13 protein-coding genes are annotated in these 14,674 nt (G+C 45.6%); 5 read left to right on the forward strand and 8 right to left on the reverse strand.

Annotation, left to right across the window (positions count from 1 at the left end; all coding sequences use genetic code 11):
- Nucleotides 1–95 precede the first annotated feature (95 nt).
- From mutT to HRQ85_RS20175, 5 genes are all read left to right on the forward strand, one after another.
- Nucleotides 96–494, forward strand: a complete 399-nt coding sequence (mutT, locus tag HRQ85_RS20155; RefSeq protein WP_048618233.1) for an 8-oxo-dGTP diphosphatase MutT — start codon at nucleotides 96–98, stop codon at nucleotides 492–494.
- A gap of 92 nt (nucleotides 495–586) precedes the next feature.
- Nucleotides 587–1,411 (forward strand): 4-hydroxy-tetrahydrodipicolinate reductase, encoded by an 825-nt coding sequence (dapB, locus tag HRQ85_RS20160; RefSeq protein WP_020628676.1) that lies wholly within the window; start codon nucleotides 587–589, stop codon nucleotides 1,409–1,411.
- Between the two features lie 503 nt (nucleotides 1,412–1,914).
- Nucleotides 1,915–3,069, forward strand: a complete 1,155-nt coding sequence (gene carA, locus HRQ85_RS20165; protein ID WP_010434758.1) for a glutamine-hydrolyzing carbamoyl-phosphate synthase small subunit — start codon at nucleotides 1,915–1,917, stop codon at nucleotides 3,067–3,069.
- A 16-nt stretch (nucleotides 3,070–3,085) separates the two neighbouring features.
- Nucleotides 3,086–6,316, forward strand: coding sequence for a carbamoyl-phosphate synthase large subunit (gene carB, locus HRQ85_RS20170; protein WP_050622300.1), 3,231 nt, complete (start codon nucleotides 3,086–3,088; stop codon nucleotides 6,314–6,316).
- A 195-nt stretch (nucleotides 6,317–6,511) separates the two neighbouring features.
- On the forward strand, nucleotides 6,512–7,291 hold the full coding sequence (locus HRQ85_RS20175) for a TSUP family transporter (protein ID WP_065676112.1): 780 nt from the start codon (nucleotides 6,512–6,514) through the stop codon (nucleotides 7,289–7,291).
- Here HRQ85_RS20175 and HRQ85_RS20180 read toward each other — a convergent pair.
- The 8 genes from HRQ85_RS20180 to HRQ85_RS20215 form a co-directional block, all read right to left on the reverse strand.
- On the reverse strand, nucleotides 7,242–8,087 hold the full coding sequence (locus HRQ85_RS20180; protein WP_017059296.1) for a LysR family transcriptional regulator: 846 nt from the start codon (nucleotides 8,085–8,087) through the stop codon (nucleotides 7,242–7,244). The genes HRQ85_RS20175 and HRQ85_RS20180 overlap by 50 nt on opposite strands.
- Nucleotides 8,088–8,479: 392 nt before the next feature.
- Nucleotides 8,480–9,058 (reverse strand): flavodoxin family protein, encoded by a 579-nt coding sequence (locus HRQ85_RS20185; RefSeq protein ID WP_172380461.1) that lies wholly within the window; start codon nucleotides 9,056–9,058, stop codon nucleotides 8,480–8,482.
- 242 nt (nucleotides 9,059–9,300) lie between these two features.
- Complete coding sequence (locus tag HRQ85_RS20190; protein ID WP_050649519.1) at nucleotides 9,301–9,918, reverse strand: TRIC cation channel family protein; 618 nt, start codon at nucleotides 9,916–9,918, stop codon at nucleotides 9,301–9,303.
- Nucleotides 9,919–9,992: 74 nt separating this feature from the next.
- Complete coding sequence (gene btuF, locus HRQ85_RS20195; protein WP_081231285.1) at nucleotides 9,993–10,862, reverse strand: vitamin B12 ABC transporter substrate-binding protein BtuF; 870 nt, start codon at nucleotides 10,860–10,862, stop codon at nucleotides 9,993–9,995.
- A gap of 1 nt (nucleotide 10,863) precedes the next feature.
- Entirely contained in the window at nucleotides 10,864–11,817 is a 954-nt protein-coding gene (locus HRQ85_RS20200; RefSeq protein ID WP_172380462.1) for a cobalamin biosynthesis family protein, read from the reverse strand.
- A 10-nt stretch (nucleotides 11,818–11,827) separates the two neighbouring features.
- Complete coding sequence (mtnN, locus tag HRQ85_RS20205) at nucleotides 11,828–12,523, reverse strand: 5'-methylthioadenosine/S-adenosylhomocysteine nucleosidase (RefSeq protein ID WP_012603226.1); 696 nt, start codon at nucleotides 12,521–12,523, stop codon at nucleotides 11,828–11,830.
- A 127-nt stretch (nucleotides 12,524–12,650) separates the two neighbouring features.
- Nucleotides 12,651–13,079 (reverse strand): DUF1499 domain-containing protein, encoded by a 429-nt coding sequence (locus tag HRQ85_RS20210; RefSeq protein ID WP_017070085.1) that lies wholly within the window; start codon nucleotides 13,077–13,079, stop codon nucleotides 12,651–12,653.
- Between the two features lie 169 nt (nucleotides 13,080–13,248).
- Nucleotides 13,249–14,661, reverse strand: a complete 1,413-nt coding sequence (locus HRQ85_RS20215) for an FAD-dependent oxidoreductase (RefSeq protein ID WP_050651923.1) — start codon at nucleotides 14,659–14,661, stop codon at nucleotides 13,249–13,251.
- Nucleotides 14,662–14,674 lie beyond the last annotated feature (13 nt).

The raw sequence follows: 14,674 nt of genomic DNA on the forward strand, positions 1-14,674 counted from the left end.
GGGGATCTTTCGAACTAACAAAAGAGCAGATTCCCTATCTAATTCGTTCCTCATTGTAGGGAATGACGGTAGGGACATAGAAGGAACACCATCATATGAAAAGAATCCACATTGTAGCGGGCATTATCTTCAACCAAGATAAGTCACAGGTATTTATCACTAAACGTCCGGACGACAAACACAAAGGCGGTTTCTGGGAATTTCCTGGTGGCAAGGTTGAAGAGGGTGAAACCATTGAGCAAGCGATGACTCGTGAGCTTGATGAAGAGATTGGCATCAAGGTGACAGAACAGTCTCTGTTTGAGCACCTTGAATTTGATTACACCGATAAGTCGCTTAAGTTCGACTTCATCCTTGTGACCGACTTTGAAGAGCAGCCTTATGGCAAAGAAGGTCAACAAGGTGAATGGGTGAGCCTAGAATCATTGAATCAATACGCCTTCCCAGAGGCAAATGTGCCAATTTTAGAGCGAGTAATAAAAGAGTTTTCGTAATTGCTAGCCTGAGTTTGAGATTGTTGTTAGTTTAAAGAGATTAATCGATTGAACGTTGCTGCAAGAGATAAGTGGCAACGGTAACCAAAACAATGGAGATATTCGCAGTGGTAAGAATTGCAATTGCAGGAGCAGCGGGCCGCATGGGTCGCAACTTGGTGAAAGCCGCTCATCATAATTCAGAAGCAAGTGTTGGAGCTGGTTCAGAGCGTCCAGAGTCATCTTTGGTCGGCGTAGATGTCGGCGAGTTATGCGGTGAAGGTCGTTTTGATGTTGCTTTAGTCGATGATTTGTCTAAAGCCATCGAAGAGTTTGATGTGATTGTCGATTTTACTGCCCCTGTTAGCACATTAGCGAATATTGAACTTTGTAAACGTCACGGTAAAAAACTGATTATCGGTACGACGGGTTTCTCTGAAGAAGAGAAGCAGGTGATTGATGCTGCTTCAAAAGAGATGGCGATCGTAATGGCACCTAACTACAGCGTTGGTGTGAACCTGGTCTTTAAGCTGTTAGAGAAGGCCGCTAAAGTGATGGGCGATTACTGTGATGTTGAGATCGTTGAGGCTCATCACCGTCATAAAGTCGATGCACCGTCAGGTACTGCGATTGGTATGGGCGAAGCTATTGCGGGTGCGATGGGCAACGAGCTGAACGATGTAGCTGTATGGTCACGCGAAGGTATTACTGGTGAGCGTACTAAAGATGAGATTGGTTTCGCGACGATTCGTGCCGGTGACATTATTGGTGAACACACCGCTATGTTTGCTGATATCGGTGAACGAGTGGAAATTACCCATAAAGCCACTGATAGAATGACCTTTGCTAATGGCGCAATCAAGGCCGCGGTTTGGTTAAATGATAAACCAGCAGGCTTTTATACCATGACGGATGTGCTTGGTTTGAATGACCTCTAAATAGATATTTATGCGCTGGCAATTGCCGGCGCTTTCTTTATTTGGTACCTTTTCCTTAGTAATCTCCCTTCTACGATCTTCCTTCTACTTTCTTCTTATCGTCATTTTTCCTCTATTTTTGTGCTGTTTATGTGGTCTTTAGTGTGTTTTTTGTTTTAGATCTTTAAATTGTCATGTTTTCTCTTGGTATTTATCGATTGCGTTTTGTTGCTGATATTTTTATCACTCTATGGTTGGCTAAAATGAGGGGTGAAAATTAGAAAATCGTAATATTCGAGCTAAATGCGTATGAAAGTTGAACTTTTGGAGCTTTGAGGGGGTAAATTGAATTAGTCCTTACAAATGTTTAATTTCTTTTGAGTTAAATGTTGACACGTATCACGCAGATCACTAAAATACCGCCAATTTGTCTAATTTCCATAAACACGCAGTTTTTGGTGTTGCAGGAAGGTAGATTTGCAAATTAAATCAATTTTAATGCATTTTTATTTCTGGAGGTTGTCTTGAAGAAGTCAGCACTACTCGTCCTAGAAGATGGGACAGTATTTCACGGTGAAGCCATTGGCGCTGTAGGTTCTGCAGTTGGTGAAGTCGTTTTTAATACCTCGATGACGGGGTACCAAGAAATCCTCACTGATCCTTCCTATTCTCAACAAATCGTTACCCTTACTTACCCTCACATTGGCAATACCGGAACCAATTCCGAAGACGAAGAATCTTCTTCAATCCACGCTCAAGGCCTTGTGATTCGCGATCTCCCTCTAATCGCTTCTAACTTCCGTAATGAACAATCCCTTTCTGATTACCTTAAGTCGCAAAACGTTGTTGGTATCGCTGATATCGATACTCGTAAGCTGACGCGTATTCTTCGTGAAAAAGGCGCGCAGAACGGTTGTATCGTAGCGGGCTCTTCAGTAAACGACGGAAACCTAGACGAAGCTTTGGCTCTAGCTAAAGCAAAAGAATTCCCTGGCCTGAAAGGTATGGACCTTGCGAAAGAAGTTACAACAAAAGAAGCGTATCAATGGAAACAAGGTTCGTGGACGCTTACGGGTGGACTTCCTGAAGCGAAAGCAGACTCAGAATTGCCATACCACGTTGTTGCTTATGACTTCGGTGCAAAACGAAACATCCTACGAATGCTTGTTGACCGCGGCTGCCGCCTAACGGTTGTTCCTGCTGAGACTTCAGCTGAAGAAGTACTTGCTCTGAACCCAGACGGTGTTTTCCTTTCAAATGGCCCTGGTGACCCAGAACCATGTACTTACGCAATTGAAGCGACAAAAGTGTTCCTAGAAAAAGGCTTACCAATCTTCGGTATCTGTCTAGGTCACCAGATTCTTGCTCTTGCGTCAGGCGCTAAGACAGTGAAGATGAAGTTTGGTCACCACGGTGCAAACCACCCAGTGAAAGATTTAGATCGTGATGTTGTGATGATTACTTCGCAAAACCACGGCTTTGCTGCTGACGAAGAAACCCTTCCAGAGACACTACGTGCAACGCACAAATCACTATTTGATGGTTCTCTACAAGGTATTCACCGTACAGACAAACCAGCATTCAGCTTCCAAGGTCACCCTGAAGCGAGCCCAGGTCCAGAAGACGCAGCGCCGTTATTCGACCACTTTATTGAACTAATCAAACAGCACACAGCGTAATTCGGAGTAGTAGACAATGCCAAAACGTACTGACATTAAAAGTATTCTTATTCTAGGTGCTGGCCCGATCGTTATCGGCCAAGCATGTGAGTTCGATTACTCTGGTGCTCAAGCTTGTAAAGCGCTTCGCGAAGAAGGTTACCGAGTTATTCTTGTAAACTCGAACCCAGCGACAATCATGACTGACCCAGATATGGCCGATGCAACTTACATCGAGCCTATCCAATGGGAAGTTGTGCGTAACATCATCGCTAAAGAGAAGCCTGATGCAGTTCTACCTACCATGGGTGGCCAAACTGCATTGAACTGTGCTCTAGACCTAGAAAAGCACGGCGTTCTTGAAGAGTTCGGTGTTGAAATGATTGGTGCAACGGCTGACGCTATCGATAAAGCAGAAGACCGTTCACGCTTCGATAAAGCAATGAAAGCAATTGGCCTTGAGTGTCCAACTGCTGATACAGCGAAAACGATGGAAGAAGCTTACAAAGTTTTAGACATGGTTGGCTTCCCTTGTATCATTCGTCCATCGTTCACGATGGGTGGTACTGGTGGCGGTATCGCTTACAACAAAGAAGAATTTGAAGAAATCTGTCGTCGTGGTTTGGACTTATCTCCAACAAACGAACTTCTTATCGATGAATCACTTATCGGTTGGAAAGAGTACGAGATGGAAGTGGTTCGTGACAAAAACGACAACTGCATCATCGTATGTGCGATTGAAAACTTCGACCCAATGGGTATTCACACAGGTGATTCAATCACTGTGGCTCCAGCTCAAACGCTGACAGACAAAGAATACCAACTAATGCGTAACGCATCTCTAGCAGTACTGCGTGAGATTGGTGTTGAAACAGGTGGTTCAAACGTACAGTTTGGTATCAACCCGAAAGATGGCCGTATGGTTATCATCGAGATGAACCCACGTGTATCTCGCTCTTCAGCACTAGCATCTAAAGCAACAGGTTTCCCAATCGCTAAGATTGCTGCGAAACTGGCTGTTGGCTTCACGCTAGACGAGCTAATGAATGACATCACTGGCGGCGCAACTCCAGCATCATTCGAACCAACAATCGACTACGTAGTAACTAAGATTCCTCGTTTTAACTTCGAGAAATTTGCAGGTGCTAACGACCGTCTAACGACGCAAATGAAGTCGGTTGGTGAAGTTATGGCTATCGGCCGTAACCAACAAGAATCTCTACAAAAAGCACTTCGTGGTCTAGAAGTTGGCGCGACTGGTTTTGACGAAATGGTAGACCTAGACGCACCAGATGCTCTAACGACTATCCGTCACGAACTTAAAGAAGCTGGCGCAGAGCGTATTTGGTACATCGCTGACGCATTCCGTGCTGGTATGTCGGTAGACGGTGTATTCAACCTAACGCAAATCGACCGTTGGTTCCTAGTTCAAATCGAAGACATCGTTAAACTAGAGCAAGAACTTAAAGCGAAAGGCTTTGCTGGTCTGAACAAAGACGAGCTAAACAAGCTTAAGCGTAAAGGTTTTGCTGATGCGCGCCTATCTAAGATTCTAGGTGTAGCGGAAAGCGAAATCCGTCGTCTACGTGACCAATACGATATCCACCCGGTATACAAGCGTGTAGATACGTGTGCAGCTGAGTTCTCTTCAGATACGGCTTACATGTACTCATCTTACGATGACGAGTGTGAAGCAAACCCAACAGACAAAGAAAAAATCATGATTCTAGGCGGCGGTCCAAACCGTATCGGCCAAGGTATTGAATTTGACTACTGTTGTGTACACGCATCACTAGCGCTACGTGAAGATGGCTACGAAACTATCATGGTTAACTGTAACCCTGAGACAGTTTCTACAGACTACGATACGTCTGACCGTCTGTACTTCGAACCAGTAACTCTAGAAGATGTACTAGCAATCGCTCGCGTTGAGAAGCCAAAAGGCGTTATCGTTCAGTACGGTGGTCAAACGCCACTTAAACTGGCACGTGCTCTTGAAGCTGCTGGCGTACCAATCATCGGTACTAGCCCTGACGCGATCGACCGTGCAGAAGACCGTGAGCGTTTCCAAGTTGCTGTAGACCGTCTAGGCCTACTTCAGCCAGAAAACGCGACAGTAACAACAATGGAGCAAGCGGTAGAGAAATCTCGCGAAATCGGCTTCCCACTGGTTGTACGTCCTTCTTACGTACTTGGTGGTCGTGCGATGGAAATCGTATACGACGAGCAAGACCTACGTCGCTACTTCAACGAAGCAGTTAGCGTATCAAACGAATCTCCAGTACTACTTGATAGCTTCCTAGATGACGCTGTTGAAGTAGACGTTGATGCGATTTGTGACGGTGAGCGCGTTGTAATCGGCGGTATCATGGAGCACATCGAGCAAGCAGGTGTTCACTCAGGTGACTCAGCATGTTCTCTTCCTGCATACACGCTAAGCCAAGAAATCCAAGACGTAATGCGCGAGCAAGTTGAAAAGCTGGCGTTTGAGTTGGGTGTTCGTGGTCTGATGAACACGCAGTTTGCTGTTAAGAACAATGAAGTGTACCTAATCGAGGTTAACCCTCGCGCAGCACGCACGGTTCCATTCGTATCTAAAGCAACTGGTGCGCCAATCGCTAAGATTGCCGCTCGTGTAATGGCGGGTCAATCTCTAGAGTCTCAAGGCTTTACGAAAGAAATCATCCCACCTTACTACTCAGTGAAAGAAGTTGTACTTCCATTCAACAAGTTCCCTGGTGTTGACCCACTGTTAGGCCCAGAAATGCGCTCTACTGGTGAAGTTATGGGTGTTGGTCCAACGTTTGCTGAAGCATACTCTAAAGCTGAATTGGGTTGTGGCAACATCTACCCAGAAGGCGGTCGTGCACTTCTTTCTGTTCGCGAAGGCGACAAAGAGCGTGTTGTTGACCTAGCATCTAAACTATCTAAGCTTGGTTACCAGCTAGACGCAACTCACGGTACTGCGGTTATCCTTGGCGAAGCGGGCATCAACCCACGTCTAGTAAACAAGGTACACGAAGGTCGTCCTCACATTCTTGACCGTATCAAGAACAACGAGTACACGTACATCGTGAACACTGCAGCTGGCCGTCAAGCGATTGAAGATTCTAAAGTTCTTCGTCGTGGTGCACTTGCTGAGAAAGTTAACTACACGACTACGCTAAACGCTGCATTCGCGACTTGTATGGCGCACACTGCAGACGCGAAAACGTCAGTAACTTCAGTTCAAGAGCTACACGCTCAGGTTAAAGCTTCTCAAGCTTAATCGCCTAAAGTGTATCGCTGATAAGCGGATATAAATGCTCAAAGCCCACTCTTCGGAGTGGGCTTTTTTATGTCTGTTATTCCGCGGTAACTTAATGATGAATATTTGGAATAGGTTAGAATCTTGTGTTTCGTTATTGCTCGTCTGCCGTGAGTGGTAACTTGTCGCTACACAGGACTTTAAGGCGTTGGGTATATGGAAATCACTCTAGAAATATTAGCTATCTTGTTTGTTGTTGCAACGGCAGCAGGCTTTATTGATGCAATGGCTGGCGGCGGTGGGTTACTGACTCTACCTGCATTGCTAGCGGCTGGAGTTCCACCAACGCAAGCATTGGCAACCAACAAACTCCAAAGCTCATTTGGCAGCTTCTCTGCGAGTTGGTATTTCGTGCGCAACGGTATCGTCAGCATCAAAGAGATGCGCCTTGCTATCTTTTGTACCTTTATCGGCTCTGCTATTGGTGCCGAGTTAGTTCAGCACATTGATGCGAGCCTACTGACCAGTGTTATCCCACTGCTGCTTATCGCTATCTCTCTCTATTTTCTGTTGGCACCGCAAACTAGAATATCTGAAGGAAAACAGAAGATCTCTGAGGCGATGTTTGCTCTGTGTATTGGCGGCGGCGTGGGTTTTTATGATGGCTTTTTCGGCCCGGGAACAGGTTCTATCTTTACCGTCTGCTTTGTTGCGATTGGTCACTTCTCGTTAGTCGATGCAACGGCACGTACTAAGGTTCTTAATTTCACTTCGAATATCGCAGCTTTAATCTTCTTTATTTTGGCTGGTTTGCCTATTTGGGAGTTGGGATTAGTGATGGCGGTCGGTGGATTTATGGGCGCTCAGCTTGGCGCTAAAGTGGTGGTGACAAAAGGGCAGAAATGGATTCGCCCCCTTGTGATCGTGATGTCGATGCTAATGGCGTCTAAACTGCTTTGGGAACAGCATCAACAATGGATTCTATCAGTGTTTTAACTCGTGGAGACTGGTAACTATTTGGTCTGACACAGATATGAATCGGCCGAATCAAGCCTGCTAATTCGGTGAAACTATACAGATATTGAGGCTCAATATTGAGTGTTTTTACGATAGAGAGCGGTATTAACGCTGGCCCAGTCCCGCCCAATGCAAGTTGAGCTGCTGCGGTGTAGGCATCCATCTCCATCAAGGGTTTGATACCAAACTTCTCTAATACAGAAAGTTGATAAGAATTGGCAGGATTGGTCATGTCGTTAGTGATGACCATTGGAGGAAGCTCCGTTAGCGGCGACTTGCTCACTATGTAAAACGGTTCATCAAACAGATGGAAGGTCATCAACCCATGATGCGGTGGCAGTAAGCCAGCACACAACCCCAAAGTCGCCTTGCCAGATTGCACTCGCTCTATGATTCTCGGTGTGTGGTTGGTGGTTATGGTGATGTATTTATCTTGCTGGATAAATTGGCCCATCATCTCACCTAAATAACCAGCTATCAGAGACTTAGAGCTATCTAGGGTGATAAGAGTGGTATCTTCCAACTCTTGCTGTTCATAAATAAGCCCGCGAAGTTCGTTGAATGTAGGGCCGATACTCTCGATTAATGCTATCGCATCTGGCGTGAGTTTTATCTGTCGGCCACTCGGTTCAATGAGCTTTTTACCTAGCTTCTTTTCTAAATTCGCAATTCGTTTGCTGACCGCTGATTGGCTGATATAAAGCAAACTGCCTGTGCGGCTCATGGTCTTTGCTTTACTCAATACCAGTAGAGTTTCGATTCCTTCGAGTAGCATTGGTTATATTCATGAAAGTTGGGAATGATTGTTTCAACTTACCTCAAACAACATTCATTCTCTAGGGCGTGTTGATCTTTCGAGCTGGTTTTTGCAGCGAGTTGCTGGGTATTTATACAAGGCAGAGGCTTTGATGTGTAGCTAGCCTACATGAGAAGCCGATAACGTAGTAGAAATGACCAGCAAACGCTGCCCGAAGGGGTCGGCTAAAAGCGTTTTACTCTTTGTTTAGGGAGATTTACTTAGAGTGACTAGGCTACTTCCCCCTCGCCGCGATTAAAACGCTTTTATCTCGAACAAAATTTAACCACGAAAGGTCAACACGCCCTAGTCTTGGGCTCATAGATATCAAACAAGCTAGGAGTTTTGAAGCTTGCCCGTTAGTTAATTAATTAGGCTTTTACTAGGTTTGCGATGCGCTGACCAAAATAGAAAGCAGTCTGAAGATCGTTACTGTTGATGTGATTGTTGGTGCTTTCCGCAGTCTCACCTTCACTGGCGACCAAACCAATGCTTGATCCTGTGCGATTCAGACCTAAGTCATCAATGTGCTTTGAGATATCAAGCCCGGCCCAAATCATGCCATGCTGACAAGCCAGAGTGAAAAAGCTCAACAAGGTTTGCTGCTGCTCACCGTTAAGGCTGCCGCCAGTGGTAAAGCCTGCTGCGAGTTTATTTCGCCATGCTTTCTTACAATAGGTATCACTGCTTGCATCCATAAAGCTCTTAAACTGCGCGGCTGGTGAACCCATATAAGTCGGGGAGCCAAAGATAATGGCGTCACAGCTGTCTAATGACTTGAGCTTATCATCATTGTCATACCTTCCTTCGACCACTTCAGAAGATAGCACTTCGACAAGGAGCACTGAGTTAGGTTGTTGAGTGTTAATGCCTTCAGCAATTGTTTCAGCAACTTGCTTAGTTGCTCCATTCTTAGAGAAGAAAACAATGCCCACTTTACCAATACTCATCTTGAACTCCCTTTTGCCAATGTTAGTAAATGCATTTATTTATAAAGCTATTAGTTTATTAATATAGCCTGCGAATTAGACAAGTAAACAAAAAACATTACTAAGGTGTTGGCTAACGACCTTACTAAATTGAATGTTAGGAAAAGAAGGGATCTTTGAAGAGTGGAAATAGAGGGTATCAGTGATTTGAAACCGGATTAAAAAAGGCCCCTTTGCGGAGCCTTTCACTTTGTAACGATAGCTTATTTGATGGCGAAGGTCGGCAATGATAAATGCCAACGAATAGCGCCAAGCCTGATCAATAGCGTTGAGAATACGCCGGCCAGAAATGCAGTTTCTGAGTCGTGCCCCATGCTGATCGCCATGGTATGGAAAGCGCCACCAATAATACAAGCGGTCGCGTAGACTTCACTTCTTAAGATCATGGGCACTTCACGAGCAAGTACGTCACGGATAATACCGCCACCGCAACCGGTGATGACACCCATGATGATGGCCACTAATGCTGAATCTTGATAGATAAGCGCTTTTTCTACACCAATGCCAACAAACACCGCTAGGCCAATCGCATCACATACCGGCAATATCCACCAAGCAAGACGTTTCGGGCGTCTTACAATAATCATGGTCAGCAAACAGGTGATGATGATAACCCAAAGGTAGGTGGTATCGGTGATCCAAAACACGGGAGTTGCACCCAATGCCATGTCTCGAATTGTACCGCCACCAATTGCGGTAACACTACCTAGAACGGCGACGCCAAAGGGATCCATCTTAAGACGGCCAGCGACAAATACGCCTGAGACGGCAAAGATGGCAGTGCCAAATAAATCGATAATATAAAGCAGCATGGAGTCCATGATACTGGTGCTCTTATAGTTAAAATTGTAGGGACAGGTCGGTGGCGAATTGTACGAAAAAACGCAGCAAATAGTTAGTGATTTTGCCTAGCTCTATCGAAGAAATCGCACACTTGTTGGATCGCTTTCAAAGTTCTTGTTGTCGGGCGATTAATCCAGTCTGAATTGAGCGACCAAATCTGATTTTGAGCGACTGCTGGGATTTCATCTTCCCATGTTTGCCACATGGTTCCATTCTCAATCGCGTGCTGAGAAGTGAAGATCACTTGCGGTTTTCTTAATACAACTTGTTCAATACCAACTTGCGGATAAGGGGAGGCGCTGTCTTCAAAAATATTGTGTCCACCACAAAACTCAAACACCTCACTTGGCCAGTGTCCTTGAGCAACAGTGATGATCGGCTTTTCACTGAGTTGGTAGAAGTAGTTTACTGGCTCGGCATCTTTGTATTTTAGTCTCAACGCGTTGAGCTGCTCTCTGTATTGCTGAGCGTTATTTTTGCCAATACTTGGATCGCTAGCGTATTGGCTGAGTTGTTCAATATTAGTTGCGATACTGTCTAGGCTTTTGGTTTTGGAGTAGTAAATATTAAAACCAAATTGCTCTAGTTTCGCGAGCTCTCTGGGCGGGTTTCCGGCTGGCCACGCAAGAATCAAATCAGGCTGAAGTGCGATGATCTTTTCAACCTTGATGCCTTGATAGTTTGCTACTTTTTCGAGCTTATCGGCTTGTGGTGGGTAATCACTTCGTTCACTTACGGCTACAAGGTTATTACCTAAACCAGCGCTGTACGCGAGTTCAGTGGCATGAGGAGCAAGGCTGACCACGCGTTGAGCCGGCTGTACTTTTTCTGGAGTCAGTGGTGCTTCTTCTGCAAATGATAAAGGCAGCCATAAGCTGGAAGACAAAATAGTAAGGCTTGTAACAAGTGCTGAAGGTTTCACTCTAAATCCCTTGGTGAATAAATAGTAAGACTAGGCTTTGTAAGAATATCCAGATAGCGATGCGGCCAAACAGCAGCTTCTGAACCTGAGATAGATGCAGAGCTGATGGGGCGATTCTTCCACCCAATTTTGCGCGAATGGCTTTGGTGTTGTTGTAAATAGCAGGGCCACCCAATGATAATTCCAGCTTGTTGCCAACGGCCGTGATCAACCAAGCAGGCCCAGGCAGTGGCCAAGAACGGCTTTGGGCAAGCATCATCTTGAATGTGTGCATTGCTTTATCACCACATACGATCATCAAAGCAAACAAACGCATCGGTATGAATTCTAGGATAGCGACTATCTTGATAGCCGTTGAGCCGAACGGAGAAAATTGCTTGCGACTTGGCGACCAAGCTCGAGCTAACTCGACCACAAGGCGATACATTAACGCAGCGATTCCACCACCAATGGCGTACCAGAACAACACACAAACTACGTTACGAGCGTAACCCATGATGATGGTTTCTGTGGCGGCTTTGCCGAGGCCAAGTGACGAAAGTGATTCGGTTTGACGATTGACAATCGGAGCCAGTAACTGACGAGCGGCCGCTTTATCTTCTCGGCCAAGTGCTTTGATCAGTTGGTTAGCCAGCTTTTCATTATTGCGCCAATCAATCGCGAGTAATAACAGTGCCAATTCAAACAGTTGAGATTGCCAAACCAATGGTTGCAGTGCCAATAGAATAACCAGAGTTGGCAGTACCATTAACCCCCAAGCTAATGTGCCTGAGATTAAACTTTGGGAATAGTTGTGGTTGTTATTAACCTTGCTTGCTAAAAGCTCAGCAAACTTATGCCATAAGGTTGTGGGGTGTGCGGCATGGGGGATAGGTAAAACCAAATGAAAAAGCAGTGCTCCCCACATCACAAGGAGCACGCCATTTGCAAATACCTGTTCAAACAGTGTTTGCATGTCTAGTCGCTTACTTTAGTAGGGCAACCATCTTGATAACCATTTCAGAAGAGCTTTGTGCTGCTAGTGGCAGGAACTCTTCGAAGCTCATTGGTGATTCTTTGTCTGCAACATCAGAGATTGCACGAACAACCACGAATGGTACTTGGAATTGGTGACAAGCTTGAGCGATAGCCGATGCTTCCATCTCTACAGCAACAACAGATGGGAAGTGCTTGCGGATGAACTCTTGGCGTTCAGCTGTGCAAACAAATGCGTCGCCAGTACAGATAAGACCGCGAACGGCATGCTTATCTTCCATTTGAGCTAGAGCTTGTTCAGCAACAGCCATCAGCTTGTCGTCAGCTTTGAACGCTGCAGGTTGACCTGCCATTTGGCCGATTTCGTAACCGAAAGCTGTAACGTCTGCATCGTGGTGTCGAACTTCAGTTGAGATAACCACATCGCCAAGGTTCAGTGTTGAATCAAAACCGCCAGCAGAGCCTGTGTTCAGAACGACATCTGGTTGGTATTCGCTTAGTAGGATTGAAGTACCAACAGCCGCTGCTACTTTACCAATGCCAGATTGAAGCAAAACAACGTCAACACCATTTAGCTGACCAGAGAAAAAGGTACAACCGCCTTTATTAACTTCAGTAATGTCTGAAATTGCTGCTTTTAGGATCGCAACTTCTTGCTCCATTGCGCCAATGATGCCGATTTTCATGTGTAGTCTCTTAATAAATAATATTTAAACAGTAGAGCGAAATTGTAGCATGGATAAGAAGTGTCGAGCGACTGCCCAGAGGCACTTCTCATCCGAATAGTAGCGATTTATCTGCGTATTCTTTTATCTATTTGATTAGGCCTTCGCTTTTCAAGCTAGCACGAAGTTGTTCAGCTCGTTTTCGGTTTACGCCAAAATCAGAATGGCCAGTACGAGACTCTGAACGCACGATCAGTTTGCCATCGGTGATTTTAAGTTCTAAGTCATCGACAAAACGCATGATGCGAGAGGTGCATTCAACACGCAGATAATCTTCTGTTTTACTCGCGGTTTTCGATCCCGGTAAGGTTAGTGCAACCTGCTCAATCGCATCTAAGTTCGCTGAATCTGATAACTCAAACGCGGCCAATGCATGTTGCTCACGGTCATCTTGAGTTGATACGCAGTTTGGTTTGTCTCCACAAGGTGATGAAGTTCTGTCTTTCATGTCCGTGATTCCTTGGCTGCAAGCGGTTAAAGTCAAAAGAGATAGAGAGAGGAGAGCGGCTTTTTTCATAGTGTTTCCTATGGCGTTGTTTTAGTTTTAATTGTAGTTATAGGTATTGGCTTGTTTGCGACTGTTTTACGTATTTTAGTTATGCTTGTGATAAACGTATCTAATTCAAAAAAGGATCCATCATTGGATCCTTTTTATAGTAACGAACTGAGTAATAAAGGAAACCTAATCACACTTCTAGGTAATCTAATATTCCTTCTGCGGCTTTGCGGCCTTCATCGATAGCGGTCACCACTAAGTCAGAGCCTCGAACCGCATCACCACCTGCAAAGATCTTGCTGTTGGTAGTTTGGTATTGAAACTCTTGTTTGCCGGGAGCCTTGATGCGACCCCATTGATCGAGCTCCACACCGAAAGGTTCTAGCCATTCCATCGCATGAGGTTGGAAACCAAATGCCATGATTACAGCATCGGCTTCAAGAACATGTTCACTGCCTTCGACAGGCTCTGGGCGACGACGGCCTGCTTCATCAGGTTCACCCAAAGCGGTTTTCACGAATTTAACGCCAACAACATGACCAGCGCTGTTAAGCTCTAAGCCAATAGGTTGGAGGTTGAACTTGAACTTCACACCCTCTTCACGCGCATTCTTCACCTCACGGCGAGAGCCCGGCATATTGGCTTCATCTCGGCGGTAAGCACAGACAACATTAGCTGCATGTTGGCGAATCGAGGTTCGGACACAGTCCATCGCTGTATCACCACCACCAAGCACGACCACCTTCTTACCTTTCATGTCGATAAACGGCGTTGGGTTATCCAGTTCCATGACCTTGTAAGTATTGGAAACAAGAAATGGCAGGGCATCATAAACGCCCGGTGCATCTTCGTTGTCTAAACCTGCACGCATGTTTTTATAGGTGCCGACACCCAAGAAGACAGCATCGTAGTCATCGACCAGTTGTTGTAGTTGAACGTCTTTACCGACTTCGGTATTCATCTTAAATTCGACACCCATACCACTAAAGATACGGCGACGGTTTTCCATGATGCCTTTCTCTAGTTTGAACGATGGGATACCAAACGTGAGCAGACCACCGATCTCCGGATAGCGGTCAAATACTACGGCCTTCACTCCGTTTCGAACTAAGATATCAGCAGCAGCAAGACCAGCGGGGCCTGCGCCAATGATTGCGACCTTTTTGTCGGTCCATTCGACATGCGACATGTCTGGCTTCCAACCCATCTCAAACGCTTTGTCATTGATGTATTTTTCAATGTTGCCGATGGTTACTGCGCCGAAATCGTCGTTGAGGGTACAAGAGCCTTCACACAAACGGTCTTGAGGACAAACTCGTCCGCAAACCTCAGGCAAGCTGTTGGTTTGGTGAGACAGTTCAGCCGCTTCGATAATACGCCCTTCATTGGCAAGCTTGAGCCATTGAGGGATGTAGTTGTGAACCGGACATTTCCATTCACAGTATGGGTTACCACAATCTAAACAGCGGTCTGCTTGTGCTTTGGCTTGCTGTTTGGTGAAAGGTTCGTAGATCTCTACAAACTCAATCTTACGTATCTTGATTGGTTTCTTCGCTGGATCTACGCGATTCACATCAATAAATTGGTATACATTCTGGCTCATTATTGGCTCCTTC

It is taken from the genome of Vibrio sp. Vb339, from assembly GCF_902751245.1.
In the GTDB taxonomy this organism is placed as follows: domain Bacteria; phylum Pseudomonadota; class Gammaproteobacteria; order Enterobacterales; family Vibrionaceae; genus Vibrio; species Vibrio coralliirubri.